Raw genomic sequence first — 25,227 nt, 5'->3', positions numbered from 1 at the left:
CTATGCCGCTAAAATCACTGATATTAAAACCTTTTTTATTGAAGCCAATGCAGCTGGCACCACTCATAACGGCTGTATTAGAAACGTCGCTAAATAGTGTGCTATTTCGCGATAACAGTATGAAAGCCGCGCGGTTGCGTCTGGTAGGGAAAGTTCTACGCATCGAATTGAATGAGATGAATTTTCCCTTGCTATTAGTATTCAGTGAACGGCAGATCGATATTTTGACCCAATGGGATGGTGAAGCAGACTGTATCGTTAAAACGAATGTTGCGGTGTTAGCAAAACTGCGAGATCGCCAACAGCTTTCACCTTTGATGCGTTCTGGCGAGTTGATTGTCGAGGGTGATATCCAGGTCGTTCAGCAACTCGTTGCGCTCTTGGACCTTGCCGAGTGGGAGCCTGCGGAGTGGTTAGCGCCGTATATTGGCGATATAGCAGCAGAAACCGTCGGGCAGGCAATTCATAACAGTGGCCGTTTTTTAAGGAAACAGGTATGCCAGCAGCAGCATTATCTGGCCGAAGCTATCACTGAAGAATGGAAAATGGCCCCAGCCCCACTTGAGGTAGTGTGGTTTAACGAAGAAGTTGATGCCACTTCCCGCGCAATAGAAGTTTTGAGCACCAGATTGGCAACTATGGAGACAAAACAATGACGCCAGGAGAACTTCGGCGCCTGTATCTAATCATTCGGGTTTTCTTAAGCTACGGACTGGATGAATTAATTCCGAATATACGTTTGACGTTACCTTTACGTATTGGTCGTCATCTATTTTTCTGGTTGCCCAATCGCCATAAAGATATGCCTTTGGGTGAGCGTTTGCGCCTCGCCTTGCAGGAGTTAGGGCCTGTCTGGATCAAATTTGGCCAAATGATGTCAACCCGACGTGACCTATTTCCGCCAACTATTGCTGATCAACTGGCTTTATTACAGGATAGAGTTGCCCCATTTGATGGCGCACTCGCGCGAAAACACATTGAGATAGCAATGGGTGGGCCATTAGAAACATGGTTTGACGATTTTGAACAAGAGGCTTTGGCCTCCGCCTCTATTGCCCAGGTACATACGGCACGTTTAAAAGAGAATGGTCAGGAAGTTGTGCTCAAAGTGATTCGTCCTGATATTCTGCCAATTATTAAAGCTGATGTGCGGTTGATGTATCGCCTGGCGGGATGGGTGCCGAAACTATTACCTGATGGCCGCAGATTGCGGCCGCGGGAAGTGGTGCGTGAATATGAAAAAACGCTATTGGATGAGCTAAATTTACTGCGAGAAGCGGCGAACGCCATTCAATTGCGCCGTAATTTTGAAGATAGCCCAATGCTCTACATTCCCGAGGTTTATTCCGATTATTGTCGAGAAAGCGTATTGGTGATGGAGCGGATTTACGGTATTCCGGTATCTGACATTGCAGCTCTTGAAGATCAAGGCACCAATATGAAGCTGCTGGCTGAACGCGGGGTCCAAGTCTTCTTCACTCAAGTTTTCCGTGACAGTTTTTTCCACGCAGATATGCACCCTGGAAATATTTTCGTCAGCTATGAGCATCCCCATGATCCACTCTATATCGGTATTGATTGTGGTATTGTCGGTTCACTGAATAAAGCCGATAAACGTTATCTTGCGGAAAACTTTATTGCTTTCTTTAATCGGGATTATCGGCGGGTTGCAGAGCTGCATGTTGATTCTGGCTGGGTTCCTCGTGATACCAATGTTGAAGATTTTGAATTCGCTATCCGTACCGTCTGTGAACCTATTTTTGAAAAGCCGCTAGCCGAAATATCCTTTGGCCATGTGCTATTGAATCTCTTTAACACCGCCCGCCGCTTTAATATGGAAGTGCAGCCGCAGTTAGTTTTGCTGCAAAAAACTTTGTTGTATGTCGAAGGCTTAGGGCGTCAACTTTATCCTCAGCTTGACCTTTGGACGACAGCCAAGCCTTTCCTGGAAAGCTGGCTGCGAGACCAAGTCGGGTTGCCTGCGGTTATTCGTGCATTGAAAGAAAAAGCACCATTCTGGGCTGAAAAGTTTCCTGAGCTGCCAGAGCTTGTGTATGACAGTTTGCAGCAGCACAAATTATTACAACAAAGTGTCGATAAACTCACAACTCAAATGCAAGGCCAGCAGCAACGCCAAGGCCAATCACGGTATTTGTTCGGCGTTGGCGCTACACTATTAGTCAGTGGTACTATTTTCTTTCTGGCTGGTGCGATGGAAGCCTCTACAGGGCTTGTCATCGCGGGTGTATTGGCTTGGCTTCTCGGTTGGCGGCGAACAAGCTAACTTATTTATTGTTCGTAATTCCGAGTTTTGAGTTATTACATGACTTAGGTGTGATGTAACAATTCTTCAGGAAGAGATAATTTTCATGAAGAGCTATGCGTTAGTTCATAATGCGGTAAGTTAGATCAGTATCCATAGAGCCAGTATGCCGTATAATGCGCTCCTCTGTGGAATAACCCTTTTATATAGAGGTGAATGTAATGGGCGGTATAAGCATTTGGCAGTTATTAATCATTGCCGTGATCGTTGTTCTGTTGTTTGGCACTAACAAACTGCGGACACTAGGGTCAGATTTGGGTGCATCCATCAAAGGCTTTAAAAAAGCGATTGGCGATGACACACAAACTCCTCCAACCAATGTCGATAAAACCAGTAATGATGCTGATTTTGCGAAATCGATTACTGAAGTACAGCAGCCGGTCGTGAAAGCTGAAGAGTCTAAGTCTAAGAGTCACGACAAAGAGCAGGGATAAGCTGTGTTCGACATCGGGTTTAGTGAACTGCTACTGATTCTTGTGATCGGTCTGGTCGTCCTTGGGCCGGAACGGTTGCCCGTAGCGGTAAGAACTGTCGCAGGCTGGATTCGTACATTGCGTTCACTTGCCGCAACCGTGCAGAATGAGTTGGCGCAAGAATTAAAGCTGCAAGAATTGCAAGACAGCTTGAAGAAAGCAGAGCAGGCAGGTTTACAAAATCTAACGCCGGAATTAAAGGCGTCAATGGATGAGCTTAAAGAAGCCGCTGAAGCGCTTAAACGCTCTTACAGTGCAGATATTGGCTCGAAAGACCCCCATACTATCCATAATCCATTAGTGACTGAACCTGAAGCGATTCATGATGGGGTTACGCCAGCCGAGTCTGCAACTCAGGTTTCTGCCGCGCCACAAGTTCCCGGTACTCATTATGTCGAAGCTGTTCAACCAATTGCGGAGGCAGTTTCTGTTCATGTCGAGCAACCTGCGGTTGAGGCTGGTGAGTTGATTAAACCTACTCCTACCGCCAAAAGGGAGCCTGTGCATATTGTGGATATCTCTGTCATCAAGCCGCAATCGGCTGCAACTGATGCCCGTGGCACCGAGTCTCTCAGTGCTGACAAACCTCGTATTCACCCAACTGGCGGCGATCGGTAAACATGGCTGTTGATGATACCCAACCTCTTATCACTCATTTGATAGAACTGCGTAAGCGGTTATTGAACTGCATAATCACCATTTTGGTGGTTTTTCTGGTATTGGTGTTTTTTGCCAATGATATTTATCACCTGGTATCAGCACCGTTAATCAAACAGCTGCCTGCTGGCTCCAGTATGATCGCAACTGATGTTGCATCACCTTTCTTTACTCCGATTAAGTTAACCATGATGGTCTCGGTGTTTGTCTCTGCGCCGATGATCCTCTATCAGGTTTGGGCATTTATTGCCCCTGCGTTGTATAAACATGAACGTCGCCTGATGGTTCCGTTGTTGATATCCAGTAGTTTGTTGTTTTACCTGGGGATGGCCTTTGCCTACTTTATTGTTTTCCCGCTGGCATTTGGTTTTTTCGCCAAAACCGCGCCGGAAAGCGTGCTTATCGCAACGGATATCACTAAGTATCTTGATTTCGTCATGGCGCTCTTTATGGCTTTTGGTATCTCTTTTGAAGTGCCAATCGCGATAATCCTATTGTGTTGGGCGGGTGTAACAACGCCAGAGGCATTAAAGAAGAAGCGTCCTTATGTGTTTGTGGGGGCTTTTGTGGTCGGGATGCTTCTTACGCCTCCTGATGTATTGTCGCAAACACTTTTGGCTATCCCAATGTATCTGCTATTTGAGATAGGGGTGTTCTTTGCTCGTTTCTATACCGGTAAACAGCGCCGCGTAGATATTGAGGAAGAGGATGAAGAAGCAAACAACTATCCGAAAGTGCCATAAATAGAGACCTTGCTAGATCTACAAAATGTAGGGAATAAGCATACGACAGTATGTGATTGGCGCGACTTAAACACTGTTTGCCGCAGCCTCATAGAGGCAAAATCTATTGATGGGTCGAGTACTGCAAACCGTCAGCAAATCAGCAACCTGAACGATGTCAGGTATATGCTTTGATGTTTTAGCCACCTGGTAGGGCGGCTTCTGTTTTGGAACGCATATGTTTGATATTGGTGTGAATTTAACCAGCTCACAGTTTGTAAAAGATAACCAGTTGGTGGTTGATCGGGCAAGAGATGCAGGAGTTACCGGTATGCTGATTACCGGTACTGATGCTGAAGAAAGTCAGGCCGCTCTTGCCTTGGCTGTTAAATATCCAGGTTACTGTTGGTCGACTGCCGGTGTTCATCCCCATCAGGCGAGCAGTTGGCAAACCAGTGTTGAGCAGCAGGTTCGCGCTCTGGCCGCCAACCCCTCGGTGGTTGCTATTGGTGAATGTGGGCTGGATTTTAACCGCAATTTCTCTACTCCCGCAGAACAGGAAATAGCTTTTACTGCGCAGCTAGCCTTGGCTGCTGAGCTTTCCTTGCCGGTATTTTTGCATTGCCGGGAGGCTCACGAACGCTTCATCACTCTACTTTCGCCTTGGCTAGATAAAATCCCTGCTGCTGTCGTGCATTGTTTTACCGGTTCAGGTGATGAATTAGATGCTTGCCTGGCATTAGGTTTATCTATTGGTATCACCGGTTGGGTTTGCGATGAGCGCCGTGGTCTTGAACTGAGAGCATTGCTGCCCCGAATTCCTGTCCAGCAATTGTTGCTGGAAACTGACGCACCCTATTTGTTGCCAAGGGATTTGCACCCTAAACCTGCATCTCGTCGCAATGAACCCTGCTTTTTGCCCCATATTGTCCAGCAGGTGGCTGTCTGGCGAGAAGAAGACCCTACATGGCTGGGGCAGAAGAGTGATGAAAACGCCCGCCGGATCTTCCGGTTGGTTTGAGTTAGGAGAACAAGATGAGTTATGCATTTCCGGGCACCTTTCCTGGTCGCCGTATGCGCCGTGTGCGTCGTCATGATTTCAGCCGTCGTCTGGTTGCTGAAAATCAACTGACCGTAAACGACCTGATTTATCCGGTTTTTGTCATGGAGGGTGTTAATCAGCAGCAAGCTGTTTCTTCCATGCCGGGCGTCTCACGCATGACAATTGACCTGCTAGTGAAAGAGGCAGAGGCCATTGCCAAACTTGGTGTGCCGGTTATCTCGTTATTTCCGGTTATTGAGTCTGGCTTGAAGTCATTACATGCGGAAGAAGCTTACAACCCAAATGGTCTGGTGCAGCGAACCGTTCGTGCCTTAAAAGATGCAGTGCCGGAGCTAGGTATTTTGACCGATGTTGCTCTCGACCCTTATACAACACATGGGCAAGACGGCGTCATTGATGCTGACGGTTATGTCATTAATGACATAACTAAAGAGATTTTAGTTCGCCAGGCGTTATCTCATGCTGAGGCCGGGGCAGAGATTGTTGCTCCTAGCGACATGATGGATGGCCGTATCGGGGCTATTCGCGATCAGTTTGAACTGCAAGGGCTGGTTAACACGCAAATTATGGCGTATTCAGCGAAATATGCCTCTTGCTACTACGGTCCATTCCGCGATGCGATTGGTTCCAGCAGCAATTTGAAAGGAGGTAATAAAAAAACCTATCAAATGGACCCGGCCAATAGTGATGAAGCGTTGCAAGAAATCGCTCAGGACTTGCAGGAAGGGGCAGACATGGTAATGGTCAAGCCGGGTATGCCTTATCTGGATGTGATCCGCCGCGTGAAAGATACCTTTGGTGTGCCTACTTTTGCCTATCAGGTGTCTGGGGAATATGCCATGCACATGGCGGCTTTCCAGAATGGTTGGTTGCAAGAGAAACCGACGGTGATGGAGTCATTATTGTGCTTTAAGCGGGCAGGTGCGGACGGGGTGTTAACCTATTTCGCCAAACAAGTTGCGCAATGGTTGCATGACGATAAAATGCAGCGTTAAGTCAGCAAAGTAAATAGCCCCGAGGTCAGTGCAACAGGTATCTCGGGGCTATTTAATTGTTTATTGCTCTTCAGTTTCTTGCAGCTAATATATTAGTGTTTTTCAAACTGACGATTATCCAGACTTTGCATAATCTGGCTATTTAGCATATTTAGCAGCAGCATTGAGCGCGCTTCGCCGTCGGGTTCTGTATATATTGCCTGTAGTCCGGCAAAAACCCCCTCTGTAATAGTAACGATATCGCCGGTTACAGGGACTTCTGGGGCAATTATTTTATCCGCAGCATGAGACTGCATATCTGTAATGACGATGGCTGGGATCACGGCAGGTTGTGCACCAAAACGGACGAAATGGCTTACGCCACGGGTAGCACTGATGGTTGTGGTATGGATATGTTCTGAATCAAATTCCACAAACAGATAATTTGGGAATAAAGCCTCAGTCGTCTTAATTCGTTTTCCACGCACTATCTTTTCGATAGTGGCAATTGGTGTCCAGCAGTTCACTGCTTGTCGTTCCAAGTGCTCTTTAGCGCGCAGAAGCTGACCGCGTTTACAATATAATAAATGCCAATGTTTCATAATCTCACATACCTTTAAGTGCTACCCGGCAGCATATCAAAAGCAGGGGGATATATATAGTGAGCCGAAATGTATCATTTGGTATATATAGTTTTTTATACAAAAGGTTAGTTCATGCTTTCGCAAAAAAACCATATTTAAGCTGATGATAAATAGCCGCATGATATTTTTTTAGAGTGAACCTGCGTCAATTTTAACAAAAAGACAGCAACTGCTATAAAGACAGCCTATAATGGCGCATCCCTTAGCCGACGAAATGATCAGCATGAAATACCGTGACTTACGCGACTTCCTCTCGTTGCTGGAACAGAGGGGCGAGCTTAAACGTATTAGCCAACCCATTGATCCTTATCTGGAAATGACAGAAATTGCCGACCGTACCTTGCGTGCCGGTGGGCCTGCGTTACTTTTTGAGAATCCAAAGGGCTACAGTATGCCTGTGCTGTGCAATCTGTTTGGTACTGCCAAACGCGTTGCTATGGGGATGGGGCAAGAAGATGTCAGCGCACTGCGTGATGTTGGTAAATTGTTGGCTTTCCTAAAAGAGCCTGAGCCTCCAAAAGGTTTCCGTGATTTATACGATAACTTACCGAAATTTAAGCAAGTATTGAATATGCCGACCAAATGCGTTAGCTCGGCCCCCTGCCAGGAGCAAGTCTGGCAAGGTGATGATGTCGATCTAAGCCGCATTCCGGTTATGCATTGCTGGCCTGAGGATGCTGCTCCATTGGTATCCTGGGGGTTGACTATTACCCGAGGCCCGCACAAAGAGCGGCAGAACCTGGGTATTTATCGCCAACAGGTGTTAGGCAAAAACAAACTCATTATGCGCTGGTTATCCCACCGTGGTGGTGCCCTGGATTATCAGGAATGGTGTGAAACTCACCCCGGTGAACGTTTCCCGGTAGCGGTAGCGCTGGGAGCTGATCCTGCCACCATTTTAGCGGCGGTCACTCCGGTACCCGATACACTGTCTGAATATGCCTTTGCTGGTTTGTTGCGTGGGCATAAGACTGAAGTGGTGAAGTGTCTTTCCAACTCACTTGAAGTTCCCGCGAGTGCAGAAATTGTATTGGAAGGATATATTGAGCAGGGTGATATGGCACCGGAAGGCCCTTATGGTGACCATACAGGCTATTACAATGAGATTGATAGTTTCCCCGTGTTTACCGTCACACATATTACACAGCGTAAAGACGCAATTTATCATTCTACTTATACTGGTCGCCCGCCGGATGAGCCTGCTGTGCTCGGGGTTGCACTTAATGAAGTGTTCGTGCCCATCCTGCAAAAGCAATTTCCGGAAATTGTTGATTTTTACCTGCCGCCAGAAGGGTGTTCGTATCGGCTGGCTGTTGTGACCATCAAGAAGCAGTATGCGGGCCATGCCAAACGCGTGATGATGGGCGTTTGGTCGTTTTTACGCCAGTTTATGTATACCAAATTTGTTATTGTTTGTGATGATGATATTAATGCTCGTGATTGGAATGACGTTATTTGGGCGATTACTACCCGCATGGACCCATCCCGCGATACGGTATTAATTGAGAATACCCCGATAGATTATTTGGATTTCGCCTCACCGGTTTCCGGTTTAGGATCGAAAATGGGGCTGGATGCCACCAATAAATGGCCCGCTGAGACTCAGCGTGAGTGGGGGCGTCCCATTAAAATGGATGAAGCCGTTCGCACCCGCATTGATGCTATTTGGGATGAACTCGCCATTTTCAGTGACAAAGAGACGAAACGCTAACCGGCGTCGGCTTTGTCCTTAGTTTTGCATTTGATGACCCGACAGAGGGAAGGCATGACAACTTTAAGCTGTAAAGTAACCTCCGTAGAGGCCATTACCGATACGGTGTACCGGGTGCAATTAGTCCCTGCATCTGCTTTTTCTTTCCGTGCCGGGCAGTATTTGATGGTAGTTATGGATGAGCGTGATAAGCGCCCATTCTCTATGGCATCCACGCCGTTGCAGCAAGATTTTATTGAGCTACATATTGGAGCCTCAGAGCTAAATCTCTACGCAATGGCGGTGATGGACAGGATTTTGAAAGAAAAAACGCTGGATGTGGACATCCCTCATGGTGAGGCGTGGTTCCGTGAAAACAGCACCCGGCCATTGGTTTTGATAGCAGGCGGTACGGGTTTTTCCTATGCGCGCTCTATCTTGCTGGCTGCATTGGCAGAGCAAGCCGATCGCGAAGTCTCCATCTATTGGGGGGGGCGTGAAGCGGTACACTTATACGATTTAAGCGAGCTTGAAGCGCTGTCGATTCAGTATCCGCAGCTAAAAGTCATTCCTGTGGTGGAGCAACCGGAAGACGGTTGGCGTGGCCGAATCGGCACCGTATTGAGTGCGGTGTTACAAGATTATGGCTCGCTTGCTGAGCAGGATATCTATATTGCCGGTCGTTTTGAAATGGCGAAGATTGCCCGAGAGCGTTTTTGTGCCGAGCGCGGTGCGCTGGAAGCGCATATCTATGGTGATGCTTTCGCTTTTATCTAAGTAAAACGGCAGATAAAAAAGCCCGCCCCTGACAGGCGGGAAAACGGCAACTAAACTCCGGTAACAGGGCCTGTATTCAGGCCCTTAATATTTTGCAGATTCGTTATACACGTTCAAAAACAGTCGCGATGCCCTGACCTAAACCAATGCACATGGTTGCCAGGCCGAATTGCACGTCACGGCGCTCCATCAGATTGAGCAATGTGGTTGAGATTCGCGCTCCTGAACAGCCTAAGGGATGGCCGAGTGCAATGGCTCCCCCGTTCAGGTTCACTTTGTCATCCATGCTCTCCAGCAAACCCAACCCTTTCAGGCAAGCCAGTGATTGAGCGGCAAACGCTTCGTTTAATTCGAATAAACCAATATCTTCGAGCTTAAGACCGGCACGTTTTAATGCCAGTTGGCTGGCCGGTACTGGGCCATAACCCATAATCGATGGGTCACAACCAACGACTGCCATTGAGCGAATTCGGGCACGCGGGGTTAAACCCAATGATTTTGCGCGGGATTCGCTCATGATAAGCATCGCAGAGGCACCATCGGAAAGTGCTGATGAGGTTCCTGCCGTCACAGTACCATTCACTGGATCAAAGGCTGGGCGCAGAGCGGACAAACCAGCAATATTGGTTTCAGGGCGAATAACTTCATCAAAATCAAAACGTTTCAGTATGCCATCAGCGTCATGGCCATTGGTGGCGACAATCTCTTTGGAAAAATGGCCCGCCTGAGTCGCAGCATAAGCGCGCTGATGGGAGCGCACCGCAAATTCATCTTGCGACTGGCGGCTGATATTGTGGATTTTTGCCAACATTTCAGCGGTCAATCCCATCATTCCAGCAGCTTTAGCCACCGTTCGGCCCATGCCCGGATGGAAATCCACGCCGTGGTTCATCGGCACATGGCCCATATGTTCCACGCCACCAATCAAACTGACTTGCGCATCACCCACCATGATAGCTCTGGCACCATCATGCAACGCCTGCATTGAGGAACCGCACAGGCGGTTAACCGTAACCGCGGGCACGTTATGGGGAATTTCTGCCAGTAAAGAGGCATTGCGGGCGATGTTAAAGCCCTGCTCCAGAGTCTGCTGCACACAACCCCAATAGATATCGTCGATTTCGGCGGCATTCAGCTTAGGGTTACGGCTTAAGACTTCACGCATTAAGTGAGCGGAGAGATCTTCAGCCCGAACCTGACGGAATGCGCCCCCTTTGGAGCGGCCCATCGGTGTACGGACGGCATCAATAATGACTACATTTTCCATATTTTCAGACCTCATGCCGGTTGACGGGTAGAAACATCAAGCAGCGCTGCTGCCACAGGATAATAGGTTTCGTTATGTTCAGCTTTGGCTCTCAGCCCTGCGGGGACGTGGTACAACGCGCCAAGGTGGGCATACCGTTGGGCCATTTCGACATAATTTGTGCTACCGATCGTATCAAGATAACGGAAGATACCGCCGTGGAACGGCGGAAAACCAAGGCCATACACCAGCGCCATATCGCCTTCAGCCGGGCTGGCAATAATGCCTTCTTCCAGGCAGCGCACCACTTCATTGATCATCGGGATCATGGTGCGGGCAATGATCTCGTCGTCGCTAAATTTCTGTGTGGGTTGGCTGACGGTTGCCAGTAAGGTATCAACCTGCTCGTCGTTCTCTTTGCGCGGTTTACCTTTTGCATCCTGCGTATAACGATAGAAGCCCTGGCCGCTTTTCTGACCAAATCGTTGGTTATCGAACATCACGTCGACCGCATCGCGATAATCTTTATTCATGCGTTCAGGGAAACCGATGGCCATGACCGCTTGTGCATGGTGTGCGGTATCAATCCCCACCACATCCAGCAGATAAGCAGGGCCCATCGGCCAACCAAACTGTTTTTCCATCACTTTATCAACTTGGCGGAAGTCCGCACCGTCTCTGACCAACATGCCAAACCCTGCCAGATACGGGAATAAGACGCGGTTAACAAAGAAGCCTGGGCAATCATTCACTACAATCGGCGTTTTACCCATTTGTGTAGCGTATGCCACTACAGCAGCGATAGTCTTATCTGAGGTTTTTGCGCCCCGGATAATCTCAACCAACGGCATCCGGTGTACCGGATTGAAGAAATGCATTCCGCAGAAGTTTTCTGGCCGTTTAAGTGATTTTGCGAGTTGGTCGATCGGGATTGTAGAGGTGTTGGAGGCTAAAACGGTATCTTCACCGATTAGTGCTTCAACTTCAGCCAGGACCGCCGCTTTCACTTTTGGATTTTCTACCACTGCTTCCACGATGATTTGAGCGCGTTCAATACCCGTGTAATCAAGCGTTGGTCGGATGGTTGCCAGAATGTTAGCCATCTTCATGCCATCCACTTTGCCACGTTCTAACTGCTTATTCAGTAATTTGGCGGCTTCATTCATTCCCAGAGTCAGGGATTTATCATTAATATCCTTCATAATGATCGGCACACCTTTCAGCGCCGATTGATAGGCAATCCCTCCGCCCATAATTCCGGCACCCAGCACCGCAGCCTGCTTAGGTGCGCTGACCCCTTTGGACAGTTTTTTAGCCTGCGCTTTAACAAACTGGTCGTTGAGAAAAATGCCCACCAATGCGCGAGCTTCATTTGAACCTGCCAATGGCACAAAACTGTTAGTCTCCAGCTTCAATGCCTCAGTGCGGCCAAGTTTCGCAGCGGCTTCAATGGTTTTAACCGCCGTCATCGGTGCAGGATAGTGTTTTCCTGCCACTTGCATGACCATGCCTTTGGCAATGGTAAAGCACATCGCGGCTTCTGTTGAGTTGAGTTTCAGTGGGTCAAGTTTCGGTTGACGGGCTGCCTGCCAGTCAAGTTTACCGTCAATGGCCTGTTTCAACATGATGAGTGCGGCATCGGCCAGCTTCTCTGGTGCCACAACGGCATCAACCAGCCCAACTTTTAACGCCTCTTTGGCAATAATATCTTTGCCCGCAGCGATAATTTCCAACGCACTGTCAGCGCCTAACAATCGCGGTAAGCGAACTGAACCGCCAAAGCCCGGCATAATACCGAGTTTGGTTTCCGGTAGGCCAATACGTGCCTCTGGTGAGGCCACGCGAAAATCTGTTGCTAAAATACATTCACATCCGCCACCTAGCGCGTAACCATTGATTGCGGCAATAGTTGGAACCGGCAGGTCTTCCAGTCGATTGAAAATATCATTGGCGAAAACCAGCCACTGATGCAGTTTTTCTGGCGGGGCATTAAACAGGGACAGAAACTCGGTAATATCGGCACCGACAATAAAGGCTGCTTTGGCGGAGCGCAGTAACAACCCTTTGAGTTCACTTTGTTTTTCTAATACAGAAAGGGCTTCACCCAAGTTGGCTACGGTTTTGGTATCCAGCTTATTAACTGAACCCGGCGCATCAAACACCAACTCGGCAATACCATCTTCCAACCAGTGAAGCTGTAGTGTTTCGCTTTGGTAGAGCATATCTATCTCCTGAATAAGCGCATGTGATCTGGTATGACCAGATATTCAGGAAGTGTGATTATTTTGTTAATGAATTGCAAATAAGAGATTGTTTTTTTGCGGAGAAGATCACAGTCAATAGCGAGTACTAATTGATTATTATCATATTTATTCGTGGCAATTTGAGTAGATGAATATGAGGTTCACCACCGGCCGCAACGTATTTGATTGATCGATATATGGTCGTCGAAACATGCTTTCAGCGACTATGATAAGATGAAAAAAACTAAGTTCTAATAGCAAAGGGTACTGTGATGGAAACGCTGGCTTCTTTATATAACGAACATTTATCCACCCTACAACAGCGCACCCGTGATGTGCTGGAACGTCATCAGTTGGATGCGATGCTGATTCACTCTGGTGAATTACAACGAATTTTCCTTGATGACCGTGATTATCCCTTTAAAGTGAATGCCCAATTTAAAGCTTGGGTCCCGGTAACCCAAGTACCAAACTGCTGGTTATGGGTAGATGGTGTAAATACACCAAAGTTATGGTTCTACTCTCCCGCTGATTATTGGCACTGTGTTGAGCCGCTACCAGACAGTTTCTGGACTCAAACGATTGATATTCAACCATTGGCAAACGCTAATGATATTGCACAACTGTTACCGACACAGCGTGATCGTGTGGCCTACATTGGCTATGCACAGCATCGTGCGCAGGCTCTAGGTTTCAGTGCTGAAAACATTAACCCGCAGCCTGTGTTGGATTACCTTCACTATTACCGCTCCTATAAAACTGATTATGAGCTGGCGTGTATGCGCGAAGCACAAAAGACTGCGGTTGTCGGCCATCGTGCTGCGCATGAAGCATTCCAATCTGGGATGAGTGAGTTCGATATCAATTTGGCCTATTTGATGGCTACCGGTCATAGAGATACTGATGTCCCTTACGATAATATTGTTGCTCTGAATGAACACTCGGCCGTACTCCACTACACCACCTTGCAGCATCAGCCTCCAGCCGAACTACGCAGCTTCCTGATTGATGCGGGTACTGAATACAACGGCTATGCTGCTGACTTGACCCGTACCTATGCCGCAGATAGTGAAAACGACTTTGCTGCATTGATCAAAGACCTGAATACTGAGCAGCTTGAGCTGATCAAAACCATTAAAAGTGGTGAGCGCTACACCGATTATCATGTTCAGATGCATCAACGTATTGCGAAGTTACTGCGCACTCATAATCTGGTCACCGGTATCAGCGAAGAGGCGATGGTTGAACAAGGCATCACCTGTCCGTTCCTGCCACACGGCTTGGGTCATCCGCTTGGGTTGCAAGTGCATGACAGTGCTGGTTTTATGCAAGACGACAGAGGAACCCATTTAGCTGCACCAGCCAAATATCCTTATCTACGTTGTACCCGCATTCTGCAACCGCGTATGGTGCTGACCATTGAACCGGGTCTGTACTTCATCGAATCTCTACTTGCGCCGTGGCGTAGTGGCGAGTTCAGTAAGCATTTCAATTGGGATCGTATTGACGCGCTGAAGCCTTATGGTGGTATTCGTATAGAGGACAATATCGTTATCCATGATCATCGGGTTGAGAATATGACGCGTGATCTGAAACTGGCCTGATGCAGCCTTATTTGATACCTGCGATACCGGTGACGAGCAGCGAAGAGATTAAAAAAAGTCGTTTCATCACCTTACTGGCTCATACCTGTGGGGTGAATGATGCGAAAAGTTTTATTCAGCAGGTAAAGCAGCAGCATCCCACAGCCCGGCATCATTGTTGGGCTTTTGTTGCCGGAGCACCGACAGATTCACAACAGCTCGGTTTTTCCGATGATGGTGAGCCATCCGGGACGGCGGGCAAACCCATTCTGGCCCAATTAATGGGCAGTCATATCGGTGAAGTTACCGCTGTTGTGGTGCGTTACTATGGGGGTATCAAGCTGGGTACCGGTGGGTTGGTTAGGGCATACGGTAGCGGTGTACAGCAGGCGTTAACGCAGATTGAAGTAAAATATAAAGTCCCACAGTTAGAATATACTTTGCAGTGTGACTATGCGCAGCTTGCGATGGTAGAGATGTTATTACAGCAGGTTGACGGCCAGGTTTTACAGAGTGAATATGCGGAATTCGTGACGCTTCATCTCTCTTTACCAGCAAGGCAGGCCAGTCAGGTCGGTGATAAATTGCGTGATCTCAGCCGTGGCACGTTGCAATTGGCGCCCATTTCGCAATAATCCCCATCCAAGTGAATTGCTAAGGAACGTGCCGGAATGCATTTTCGTGCCATAACCCGTATTGTTGGTCTGCTGGTCATCCTATTCTCCGGAACAATGTTTATTCCCGGACTGGTGGCATTGATCTATCGTGATGGCGCTGGACGTGCCTTCAGCGAAACCTTTTTTGTTGCTCTGGCGATTGGCCTCTTTCTTTGGCTACCGAATCGAAAGCAGAAGCATGAGCTAAAACCCCGTGAGGGCTTTTTAATTGTCGTGCTCTTCTGGACGGTGCTGGGCAGCGTGGGAGCATTACCTTTTTTATTCTCAGAGCGCCCGAATCTTTCATTAACTGATGCCTTCTTTGAATCATTCTCCGGGCTGACCACTACCGGAGCGACCACGTTGGTGGGGCTGGATTCACTGCCTAAAGCAATACTATTCTATCGACAAATGCTGCAATGGCTCGGTGGCATGGGGATCATTGTGCTGGCGGTGGCAATCCTGCCTATTTTGGGCGTTGGGGGAATGCAGCTCTATCGGGCGGAAATGCCCGGCCCGCTGAAAGACAATAAAATGCGGCCTCGCATTGCTGAAACCGCTAAAACGCTGTGGCTCATCTATGTCTTGCTGACCATTGCCTGTGCGCTTTCTTTGTGGGGCGCTGGGATGTCAGTATTTGATGCTATTTCTCACAGTTTCTCAACAATCGCGATTGGCGGTTTTTCTACCCATGATGCCAGTATCGGCTACTTTAACAGCCCGACCATCAACACCATTATTGCTGTTTTCTTACTGATTTCTGGTTGTAACTTTGGTTTGCACTTTGCGGTATTGAGTGGGCGCAGTTTAAAAGTCTATTGGCGTGACCCCGAATTCCGCATGTTCATTGTTGTGCAATTGACGCTGGTTATCGTTTGTACCTTGGTGCTTTGGTACCATAATGTCTATAAATCCGGTTTAGAAACGGTGAATCAGGCGTTTTTCCAAGTAGTATCAATGGCGACGACGGCGGGCTTCACTACTGACAGTATTTCCAAATGGCCGTTGTTCCTGCCGATACTCTTATTATGCTCTGCTTTTATAGGCGGCTGTGCGGGTTCTACCGGTGGCGGCCTGAAAGTCATTCGTATTCTGTTGCTCTACCTGCAAGGTTCGCGCGAGTTAAAACGATTGGTACACCCGAACGCGGTCTATACCATCAAACTAGGGCGGCGAGCATTGCCGGAGCGGATACTGGAAGCCGTGTGGGGGTTCTTCTCCGCGTACGCTCTGGTATTCATTATCAGCATGTTGGCGATTGTCGCGACTGGTGTTGATGAGTTTTCTGCTTTTGCGGCGGTGACCGCGACACTGAACAACCTTGGCCCAGGTTTGGGTGTCGTCGCGGACAACTTCACCTCAATGAACCCGGCCGCCAAGTGGATATTGGTGATAACAATGCTATTTGGCCGGTTAGAAGTTTTCACCTTGCTGGTTCTTTTCACCCCAACATTCTGGCGTGAATAACTCTGCATAAGGAACATTGCAATGAAAGCCCTTATTCTTTACTCCAGCCGAGATGGCCAAACGCAAGCCATTGCTTCTTATATAGCTAAACAATTATCGGCGGTGGCCACCTGCGAAATACAGGATCTATCGCAGGTGGGGCAAATCGATTTAAGCCAATACCAACAGGTCATGATTGGTGCCTCTGTGCGTTATGGCCACTTCAATTCGGTATTGAGTAAATTCGTCAATAAACACGTTGAACAGCTAAATCAGATGCCGAGTGCATTCTTTGCAGTGAATCTGACCGCGCGTAAGCCAGAAAAACGTTCCCCACAAACGAATGCCTATGTTCGCAAGTTCTTACTCAGCACGCCGTGGCAACCCACGTTATGTACGGTATTTGCGGGAGCTCTGCGTTATCCTCGCTATCGTTGGATAGATAGAGTCATGATTCAGCTTATTATGCGCATGACCGACGGAGAAACAGATACCAGTAAAGAAGTTGAATATACGGATTGGCAGCAGGTAAGCGGTTTTGCTCAGGATTTCTCTGCATTACAGTACGAAAAGTAGCATTAATGCTGATTATCACAGCAAATCGTTGAAATAAAACACGGTTGAAAAGTTTTTTGAAATTAGGGGTTGCAGGCTGTCAGGAACTCCCTATAATGCGCCTCCACTGACCGGGAACAACGAAACACACTTCGCCGGGTCAGGAAAAGAAATGATTGAGTTTGACTTCGAAAGAAACCAAATAAACTCTTGACTCTTCAGCGGGAAAGCGTATTATCTGCCTCCCGCGTTACCGTAAGATTCGCCGCAAGGCAAACGGGTAACGAACGCTCTTTAACAATTTATCAGACAATCTGTGTGGGCACTCGCAAGACGATATCGACGCCTGTTTCGGCAGGCAGAAGAAATATCAAAGTCTTGAAGAGTGACCAAAGCAGTACACATTTGAACTTCGGTTCGAATGCATATTTGCAGAAAGTAATCTTTGAGCATCGCTATGTTAACTCATAGCAAATCAAACAAATCTTAAATTGAAGAGTTTGATCATGGCTCAGATTGAACGCTGGCGGCAGGCCTAACACATGCAAGTCGAGCGGCAGCGGGAAGTAGTTTACTACTTTGCCGGCGAGCGGCGGACGGGTGAGTAATGTCTGGGAAACTGCCTGATGGAGGGGGATAACTACTGGAAACGGTAGCTAATACCGCATAACGTCTTCGGACCAAAGTGGGGGACCTTCGGGCCTCACGCCATCGGATGTGCCCAGATGGGATTAGCTAGTAGGTGGGGTAATGGCTCACCTAGGCGACGATCCCTAGCTGGTCTGAGAGGATGACCAGCCACACTGGAACTGAGACACGGTCCAGACTCCTACGGGAGGCAGCAGTGGGGAATATTGCACAATGGGCGCAAGCCTGATGCAGCCATGCCGCGTGTGTGAAGAAGGCCTTCGGGTTGTAAAGCACTTTCAGCGAGGAGGAAGGCAGTCGTGTTAATAGCACGATTGATTGACGTTACTCGCAGAAGAAGCACCGGCTAACTCCGTGCCAGCAGCCGCGGTAATACGGAGGGTGCAAGCGTTAATCGGAATTACTGGGCGTAAAGCGCACGCAGGCGGTTTGTTAAGTCAGATGTGAAATCCCCGCGCTTAACGTGGGAACTGCATTTGAAACTGGCAAGCTAGAGTCTTGTAGAGGGGGGTAGAATTCCAGGTGTAGCGGTGAAATGCGTAGAGATCTGGAGGAATACCGGTGGCGAAGGCGGCCCCCTGGACAAAGACTGACGCTCAGGTGCGAAAGCGTGGGGAGCAAACAGGATTAGATACCCTGGTAGTCCACGCTGTAAACGATGTCGACTTGGAGGTTGTGCCCTTGAGGCGTGGCTTCCGGAGCTAACGCGTTAAGTCGACCGCCTGGGGAGTACGGCCGCAAGGTTAAAACTCAAATGAATTGACGGGGGCCCGCACAAGCGGTGGAGCATGTGGTTTAATTCGATGCAACGCGAAGAACCTTACCTACTCTTGACATCCACGGAATTTAGCAGAGATGCTTTAGTGCCTTCGGGAACCGTGAGACAGGTGCTGCATGGCTGTCGTCAGCTCGTGTTGTGAAATGTTGGGTTAAGTCCCGCAACGAGCGCAACCCTTATCCTTTGTTGCCAGCACGTAATGGTGGGAACTCAAGGGAGACTGCCGGTGACAAACCGGAGGAAGGTGGGGATGACGTCAAGTCATCATGGCCCTTACGAGTAGGGCTACACACGTGCTACAATGGCAGATACAAAGTGAAGCGAACTCGCGAGAGCAAGCGGACCACATAAAGTCTGTCGTAGTCCGGATTGGAGTCTGCAACTCGACTCCATGAAGTCGGAATCGCTAGTAATCGTAGATCAGAATGCTACGGTGAATACGTTCCCGGGCCTTGTACACACCGCCCGTCACACCATGGGAGTGGGTTGCAAAAGAAGTAGGTAGCTTAACCTTCGGGAGGGCGCTTACCACTTTGTGATTCATGACTGGGGTGAAGTCGTAACAAGGTAACCGTAGGGGAACCTGCGGTTGGATCACCTCCTTACCTAACGATACGCATTGCGTAGTGTCCACACAGATTGTCTGATGAATGTAAATGAGCAAGAGCACCTGTTGATGAGGGTGATGATTGTGTAATAAGACCTCGGCATCGAGTTTTTACTGCATCAGTCGTTCGAATGTGTCACCACATTCTCACCTTTACACAAAAATACTGAATCCATGATTCAGTAGCAATTTTTGTGTCCCCATCGTCTAGAGGCCTAGGACACTGCCCTTTCACGGCTGTAACAGGGGTTCGAATCCCCTTGGGGACGCCACTCCGATAATGTGTGAAAGACATTATCAACTGAATATCTTAAAGATGACTTTAACAAGTCGTGTTTAAGATATTGCTCTTTAACAATCTGGAACAAGCTGAAAATTGAAACAATACAGCTGAAACTTATCTCTCCGTAGAGGTACTGAGATAAGGATTACCCTGTATTAGAGTCTCTCAAATAATCGCAATGCCAATGTGTATTCTGATGAAGAGAGTCGCGTGAGCTAAGTGAAGGCAAGGCGTACGGCACAGAGGAAGCGGAGTGAACTGCATGTTCATGAGCATTCCGAGTACCGCACAACGCTGTATTCACGACGCGCAACCGACTTGAACATAAGAAACATTTTTGGGTTGTGAGGTTAAGCGACTAAGCGTACACGGTGGATGCCTAGGCAGTCAGAGGCGATGAAGGGCGTGCTAATCTGCGAAAAGCGTCGGTAAGGTGATATGAACCGTTATAACCGACGATACCCGAATGGGGAAACCCAGTGCAATTCGTTGCACTATTGCATGGTGAATACATAGCCATGCAAGGCGAACCGGGGGAACTGAAACATCTAAGTACCCCGAGGAAAAGAAATCAACCGAGATTCCCCCAGTAGCGGCGAGCGAACGGGGAAGAGCCCAGAGTCTGAATCAGTTCGTGTGTTAGTGGAAGCGTCTGGAAAGTCGCACGGTACAGGGTGATAGTCCCGTACACCAAAACACGCATTCTGTGAACTCGATGAGTAGGGCGGGACACGTGACATCCTGTCTGAATATGGGGGGACCATCCTCCAAGGCTAAATACTCCTGACTGACCGATAGTGAACCAGTACCGTGAGGGAAAGGCGAAAAGAACCCCGGCGAGGGGAGTGAAATAGAACCTGAAACCGTGTACGTACAAGCAGTGGGAGCCTACTAGTTGGGTGACTGCGTACCTTTTGTATAATGGGTCAGCGACTTATATTTTGTAGCAAGGTTAACCGAATAGGGGAGCCGTAGGGAAACCGAGTCTTAACTGGGCGTCTAGTTGCAAGGTATAGACCCGAAACCCGGTGATCTAGCCATGGGCAGGTTGAAGGTTGGGTAACACTAACTGGAGGACCGAACCGACTAATGTTGAAAAATTAGCGGATGACTTGTGGCTGGGGGTGAAAGGCCAATCAAACCGGGAGATAGCTGGTTCTCCCCGAAAGCTATTTAGGTAGCGCCTCGTGAACTCATCTTCGGGGGTAGAGCACTGTTTCGGCTAGGGGGTCATCCCGACTTACCAAACCGATGCAAACTCCGAATACCGAAGAATGTTATCACGGGAGACACACGGCGGGTGCTAACGTCCGTCGTGAAGAGGGAAACAACCCAGACCGCCAGCTAAGGTCCCAAAGTCATGGTTAAGTGGGAAACGATGTGGGAAGGCACAGACAGCCAGGATGTTGGCTTAGAAGCAGCCATCATTTAAAGAAAGCGTAATAGCTCACTGGTCGAGTCGGCCTGCGCGGAAGATGTAACGGGGCTAAACCATGCACCGAAGCTGCGGCAGCGACGCTTAGGCGTTGTTGGGTAGGGGAGCGTTCTGTAAGCCGTTGAAGGTGACCTGTGAGGGTTGCTGGAGGTATCAGAAGTGCGAATGCTGACATAAGTAACGATAATGCGGGTGAAAAACCCGCACGCCGGAAGACCAAGGGTTCCTGTCCAACGTTAATCGGGGCAGGGTGAGTCGACCCCTAAGGCGAGGCCGAAAGGCGTAGTCGATGGGAAACAGGTTAATATTCCTGTACTTGGTGTTACTGCGAAGGGGGGACGGAGAAGGCTAGGCTAGCCGGGCGACGGTTGTCCCGGTTTAAGCATGTAGGCGGAGCGACTTGGTAAATCCGGTTGCTTATCAACGCTGAGGTGTGATGACGAGTCACTACGGTGATGAAGTAGTTGATGCCAAGCTTCCAGGAAAAGCCTCTAAGCATCAGGTAACATTAAATCGTACCCCAAACCGACACAGGTGGTCAGGTAGAGAATACTCAGGCGCTTGAGAGAACTCGGGTGAAGGAACTAGGCAAAATGGTGCCGTAACTTCGGGAGAAGGCACGCTGGCGTTAGGTAATGGGACTTGCTCCCGGCGCCGAAGCCAGTCGCAGATACCAGCTGGCTGCAACTGTTTAATAAAAACACAGCACTGTGCAAACACGAAAGTGGACGTATACGGTGTGACGCCTGCCCGGTGCTGGAAGGTTAATTGATGGGGTCAGCCGCAAGGCGAAGCTCTTGATCGAAGCCCCAGTAAACGGCGGCCGTAACTATAACGGTCCTAAGGTAGCGAAATTCCTTGTCGGGTAAGTTCCGACCTGCACGAATGGCGTAATGATGGCCAGGCTGTCTCCACCCGAGACTCAGTGAAATTGAACTCGCTGTGAAGATGCAGTGTACCCGCGGCAAGACGGAAAGACCCCGTGAACCTTTACTATAGCTTGACACTGAACATTGAGCCTTGATGTGTAGGATAGGTGGGAGGCATTGAAGTGTGGACGCCAGTCTGCATGGAGCCAACCTTGAAATACCACCCTTTAATGTTTGATGTTCTAACTCGGCCCCGTGATCCGGGGTGAGGACAGTGTCTGGTGGGTAGTTTGACTGGGGCGGTCTCCTCCCAAAGAGTAACGGAGGAGCACGAAGGTTAGCTAATCACGGTCGGACATCGTGAGGTTAGTGCAAAGGCATAAGCTAGCTTGACTGCGAGAGTGACGGCTCGAGCAGGTACGAAAGTAGGTCTTAGTGATCCGGTGGTTCTGAATGGAAGGGCCATCGCTCAACGGATAAAAGGTACTCCGGGGATAACAGGCTGATACCGCCCAAGAGTTCATATCGACGGCGGTGTTTGGCACCTCGATGTCGGCTCATCACATCCTGGGGCTGAAGTAGGTCCCAAGGGTATGGCTGTTCGCCATTTAAAGTGGTACGCGAGCTGGGTTTAGAACGTCGTGAGACAGTTCGGTCCCTATCTGCCGTGGGCGTTGGAAGATTGAGAGGGGCTGCTCCTAGTACGAGAGGACCGGAGTGGACGAATCACTGGTGTTCGGGTTGTCATGCCAATGGCATTGCCCGGTAGCTAAATTCGGAAGAGATAACCGCTGAAAGCATCTAAGCGGGAAACTTGCCTCGAGATGAGTCTTCCCTGGGGCTTTAAGCCCCCTGAAGGAACGTTAAAGACTATGACGTTGATAGGCTGGGTGTGTAAGTGCAGCGATGCATTGAGCTAACCAGTACTAATGATCCGTGAGGCTTAACCTTACAACACCAAAGGTGTTTTGTGTTTGAGAGACAGATATTCATTTTCAGCGATGATTCCAGATTGGATTGGCTGGCTGTGCAGGGAACTGTGTAGCGGGTTAATTGAAACAGAATTTGCCTGGCGGCCATAGCACGGTGGCACCACCTGAACCCATGCCGAACTCAGAAGTGAAACGCCGTAGCGCCGATGGTAGTGTGGGGTCTCCCCATGCGAGAGTAGGACACTGCCAGGCATCAAATCAAGCCAAGACCCCATGCCAAAAGCGTGGGGTTTTTGCTGTGTGGGAAATATAAAAAACTATTTCTATTGTTTTTTGCGTGGAGTGTGGCGTGGATTTTTATGTGTGAAAACCAAATAAAAGAGAAGGGCTACCCTAACGGGTGGCCTTTTTTATGGTTAGAATTCAGAGATCATAAGGGGATAAGCATTTAATATAGGCGTAAAGCCAATTCGCATTAGCCGAAGGTGTGCTAAGTTTGTTTTTTTCAGTCTTTATATAAAACAAATACAACCTGAGTATTATGATCGGTTAGACTAGCAACAGAGTCAGTCAGAATGAGTATCTAAAGTAATGTCGAGCCAACTTTCCCCGCTAAAACACCTCAATACATTCGCATTACCAGCCTATGCAAGTAATGTCATCAGTGCCAATTCTTCTGAAGAATTAATAAGCGCATGGAATGAGTCAGTATCCAAGAGTCAGCCAGTTTTATTGCTTGGCGAAGGTAGTAATGTGCTATTTATTGAAGATTTCTTTGGGACAGTGCTACTTAATCGCATCAAGGGTATTACTTTCTCTGAGGATAGCGTGGCTTGGCATTTACATGTTGGAGCCGGAGAAAACTGGCATGACCTGGTATGTTATACATTAGAAAATAATATGCCAGGATTGGAGAATTTGGCGCTGATTCCCGGCTGTGTCGGCTCTGCACCAATCCAAAATATTGGAGCCTACGGCGTTGAATTACAGAAGGTATGTGAATACGTCGATCTGCTTGATATGAACAGCGGCTCTATCCAACGCATCTCAGCACATGATTGCCAGTTTGGCTATCGTGACAGTATTTTCAAACATCGCTATGTTGATGGGTTTGCTATCGTAGCGGTGGGTATTCAGTTGATGAAAGCATGGATACCTACACTCGGTTATGGTGATTTAACTCGCTTAGACCCATTGACCGTAACGGCACAAGATATCTTCAAGTCAGTCTGTGCGATGCGGCGTAGTAAGTTACCTGACCCAACTATCACCGGTAATGCGGGGAGTTTTTTCAAAAATCCGATCGTGGATGCTGCGATAGCTAACGATCTTGTTAAGAATAACCCTGGTATTCCTCATTACCTACAATCAGACGGATCAGTAAAACTGGCCGCAGGTTGGTTAATCGATCAATGTGCTCTCAAGGGATACAAAGTTGGTGGTGCGGCGGTACACCAGCAGCAAGCTCTAGTACTCATTAATCTTGCAGAGGCCACTGGAGAGGATGTAATAGGCCTTGCGAGTTATATTCGCCAGCAAGTGGCACAGAAGTTCGGGGTCTGGCTGGAGCCAGAAGTGCGCTTTATTGCGAATGATGGTGAAGTTAATGCTGTGGAGCGTTTGTCGTGAAAGATATTAAAATCCCTTTACGGTTAATTAGTATATTAGCTGATGGTGCTTTCCATTCAGGGGAGCAATTAGGTGAAACCTTTGGGATGAGCCGTGCTGCGATTAATAAACATATGCAAACACTCAGAGAGTGGGGGTTAGATGTTTTTACAGTTCCGGGTAAGGGCTATAGCTTGCCTTCAGCGATTCAATTGCTCGATGAGCAAGCAATATTAAGTTATCTCCCCGCGGGTCAAGTGACTGTTTTGCCGGTAGTTGACTCTACCAATCAATACTTGTTGGAGCGCATCGCTGAATTAAAATCTGGCGACGCTTGTGTGGCTGAATACCAACATGCTGGCAGAGGGAGACGAGGGCGTCACTGGGTATCTCCCTTTGGTGCTAATCTCTATTTATCTATGTTCTGGCGGTTGGAACAAGGCCCTGCTGCTGCAATGGGGTTAAGCCTCGTTGTTGGGATTGTTATGGCCGAAGTTCTGCGTAAACTCGGTGCCGAACAGGTTCGTGTTAAGTGGCCAAATGACCTGTATTTAAATGATAAAAAACTGGCAGGCATACTGGTTGAGCTGACAGGGAAGACGGGCGATGCCGCTCAGTTGGTTATCGGTGCAGGTATTAATTTGACAATGCGTGAGTCGACCACCAACGTTATCAATCAACACTGGATCAATTTACAAGAAGCTGGTGTTAATATTGATCGTAATAAACTCACGGCAGAGCTGCTATCTGAATTAAGACTTGCAGTCGTTAAATTTGAAAATGAAGGTTTATCCGCCTTTATTTCCCGTTGGCGAGAAATGGATAATTATCTTGGTCGCCCTGTAAAATTGATTATTGGCGACCAAGATATATTCGGTATTGCCAGGGGTATTGATGAGCAGGGTGCATTATTACTAGATCAGGATGGTATTATAAAACCTTATATTGGTGGTGAAATATCCCTGCGCGGCGTTTAATTAAATAATAAATGGGAGGTTAAATCCTCCCACTTTTA

At 48.4% G+C, this 25,227-nt stretch carries 17 protein-coding genes, 1 tRNA gene, 3 rRNA genes and 1 pseudogene; 19 read left to right on the top strand and 3 right to left on the bottom strand.

The window, feature by feature from the left end:
• The first annotated feature begins 2 nt into the window (after positions 1 to 2).
• The 7 genes and pseudogenes from ubiJ to hemB all read left to right on the top strand — a co-directional run bounded on the left by ubiJ (position 3) and on the right by hemB (position 6,233).
• Positions 3 to 656, top strand: a complete 654-nt coding sequence (ubiJ, locus tag AT01_RS10890; RefSeq protein ID WP_042547163.1) for a ubiquinone biosynthesis protein UbiJ — start codon at positions 3 to 5, stop codon at positions 654 to 656.
• A complete protein-coding gene (gene ubiB, locus AT01_RS10885; RefSeq protein WP_042547162.1) occupies positions 653 to 2,284 on the top strand; it encodes a ubiquinone biosynthesis regulatory protein kinase UbiB in 1,632 nt (543 codons plus the stop codon). Before ubiJ ends, ubiB begins: the two co-directional genes overlap by 4 nt.
• Positions 2,285 to 2,484: 200 nt before the next feature.
• On the top strand, positions 2,485 to 2,757 hold the full coding sequence (gene tatA, locus AT01_RS10880) for a Sec-independent protein translocase subunit TatA (RefSeq protein WP_004703919.1): 273 nt from the start codon (positions 2,485 to 2,487) through the stop codon (positions 2,755 to 2,757).
• A 3-nt stretch (positions 2,758 to 2,760) separates the two neighbouring features.
• Positions 2,761 to 3,172: pseudogene (gene tatB / locus AT01_RS22595) on the top strand (Sec-independent protein translocase protein TatB); the annotation flags it as partial.
• A gap of 244 nt (positions 3,173 to 3,416) precedes the next feature.
• The gene (tatC, locus tag AT01_RS10870) at positions 3,417 to 4,196 is read left to right on the top strand and encodes a Sec-independent protein translocase subunit TatC (RefSeq protein WP_042547160.1); all 780 of its coding nucleotides are present in this window, start codon (positions 3,417 to 3,419) and stop codon (positions 4,194 to 4,196) included.
• 217 nt (positions 4,197 to 4,413) lie between these two features.
• Complete coding sequence (gene tatD / locus AT01_RS10865; protein WP_042547159.1) at positions 4,414 to 5,196, top strand: 3'-5' ssDNA/RNA exonuclease TatD; 783 nt, start codon at positions 4,414 to 4,416, stop codon at positions 5,194 to 5,196.
• Between the two features lie 14 nt (positions 5,197 to 5,210).
• On the top strand, positions 5,211 to 6,233 hold the full coding sequence (gene hemB, locus AT01_RS10860; protein ID WP_004703915.1) for a porphobilinogen synthase: 1,023 nt from the start codon (positions 5,211 to 5,213) through the stop codon (positions 6,231 to 6,233).
• A 92-nt stretch (positions 6,234 to 6,325) separates the two neighbouring features.
• On the opposite strand, the gene rfaH is transcribed toward hemB, so the two are convergent.
• A complete protein-coding gene (gene rfaH, locus AT01_RS10855) occupies positions 6,326 to 6,814 on the bottom strand; it encodes a transcription/translation regulatory transformer protein RfaH (protein ID WP_042547158.1) in 489 nt (162 codons plus the stop codon).
• 256 nt (positions 6,815 to 7,070) lie between these two features.
• Here rfaH and ubiD point away from each other — a divergent pair, with 256 nt between their 5' ends.
• On the top strand, positions 7,071 to 8,567 hold the full coding sequence (gene ubiD / locus AT01_RS10850; RefSeq protein WP_042548593.1) for a 4-hydroxy-3-polyprenylbenzoate decarboxylase: 1,497 nt from the start codon (positions 7,071 to 7,073) through the stop codon (positions 8,565 to 8,567).
• Positions 8,568 to 8,621: 54 nt separating this feature from the next.
• On the top strand, positions 8,622 to 9,323 hold the full coding sequence (gene fre / locus AT01_RS10845) for an NAD(P)H-flavin reductase (protein WP_004703912.1): 702 nt from the start codon (positions 8,622 to 8,624) through the stop codon (positions 9,321 to 9,323).
• 103 nt (positions 9,324 to 9,426) lie between these two features.
• On the opposite strand, the gene fadA is transcribed toward fre, so the two are convergent.
• A complete protein-coding gene (gene fadA / locus AT01_RS10840; RefSeq protein ID WP_042547157.1) occupies positions 9,427 to 10,590 on the bottom strand; it encodes an acetyl-CoA C-acyltransferase FadA in 1,164 nt (387 codons plus the stop codon).
• Between the two features lie 11 nt (positions 10,591 to 10,601).
• A complete protein-coding gene (fadB, locus tag AT01_RS10835) occupies positions 10,602 to 12,791 on the bottom strand; it encodes a fatty acid oxidation complex subunit alpha FadB (RefSeq protein WP_042547156.1) in 2,190 nt (729 codons plus the stop codon).
• A gap of 293 nt (positions 12,792 to 13,084) precedes the next feature.
• Here fadB and pepQ point away from each other — a divergent pair, with 293 nt between their 5' ends.
• The 10 genes from pepQ (at position 13,085) to birA (ending at position 25,189) form a co-directional block, all read left to right on the top strand.
• Positions 13,085 to 14,416, top strand: a complete 1,332-nt coding sequence (gene pepQ / locus AT01_RS10830; protein ID WP_042547155.1) for a Xaa-Pro dipeptidase — start codon at positions 13,085 to 13,087, stop codon at positions 14,414 to 14,416.
• On the top strand, positions 14,416 to 15,030 hold the full coding sequence (locus tag AT01_RS10825; protein WP_042547154.1) for an IMPACT family protein: 615 nt from the start codon (positions 14,416 to 14,418) through the stop codon (positions 15,028 to 15,030). The genes pepQ and AT01_RS10825 overlap by 1 nt, the downstream gene beginning before the upstream one ends.
• A 36-nt stretch (positions 15,031 to 15,066) precedes the next feature.
• Entirely contained in the window at positions 15,067 to 16,518 is a 1,452-nt protein-coding gene (gene trkH / locus AT01_RS10820) for a Trk system potassium transporter TrkH (RefSeq protein ID WP_004703908.1), read from the top strand.
• A gap of 21 nt (positions 16,519 to 16,539) precedes the next feature.
• Entirely contained in the window at positions 16,540 to 17,073 is a 534-nt protein-coding gene (gene hemG / locus AT01_RS10815) for a menaquinone-dependent protoporphyrinogen IX dehydrogenase (RefSeq protein WP_042547153.1), read from the top strand.
• Between the two features lie 467 nt (positions 17,074 to 17,540).
• Positions 17,541 to 19,083: ribosomal RNA gene (locus tag AT01_RS10810) — 16S ribosomal RNA — on the top strand.
• Between the two features lie 198 nt (positions 19,084 to 19,281).
• Positions 19,282 to 19,357: transfer RNA gene (locus AT01_RS10805), tRNA-Glu, on the top strand.
• A 359-nt stretch (positions 19,358 to 19,716) separates the two neighbouring features.
• A 23S ribosomal RNA gene (locus AT01_RS10800) occupies positions 19,717 to 22,623 on the top strand.
• A gap of 117 nt (positions 22,624 to 22,740) precedes the next feature.
• Positions 22,741 to 22,856 (top strand): 5S ribosomal RNA (gene rrf / locus AT01_RS10795).
• Together the 16S, 23S and 5S rRNA genes with 1 tRNA gene alongside form the textbook arrangement of a ribosomal RNA operon.
• Positions 22,857 to 23,195: 339 nt before the next feature.
• A complete protein-coding gene (gene murB / locus AT01_RS10785; RefSeq protein ID WP_042547151.1) occupies positions 23,196 to 24,233 on the top strand; it encodes a UDP-N-acetylmuramate dehydrogenase in 1,038 nt (345 codons plus the stop codon).
• Positions 24,230 to 25,189, top strand: coding sequence for a bifunctional biotin--[acetyl-CoA-carboxylase] ligase/biotin operon repressor BirA (birA, locus tag AT01_RS10780; protein ID WP_042547150.1), 960 nt, complete (start codon positions 24,230 to 24,232; stop codon positions 25,187 to 25,189). Before murB ends, birA begins: the two co-directional genes overlap by 4 nt.
• The last annotated feature ends 38 nt before the right edge of the window (positions 25,190 to 25,227 follow it).

The sequence above is a fragment of the Yersinia aldovae 670-83 genome (genome assembly GCF_000834395.1).
In the GTDB taxonomy this organism is placed as follows: Bacteria; Pseudomonadota; Gammaproteobacteria; order Enterobacterales; family Enterobacteriaceae; genus Yersinia; species Yersinia aldovae.
The sequence above is the reverse complement of the archived record's forward strand: the minus strand, read 5'-3'. Positions and strand labels throughout refer to the sequence as shown.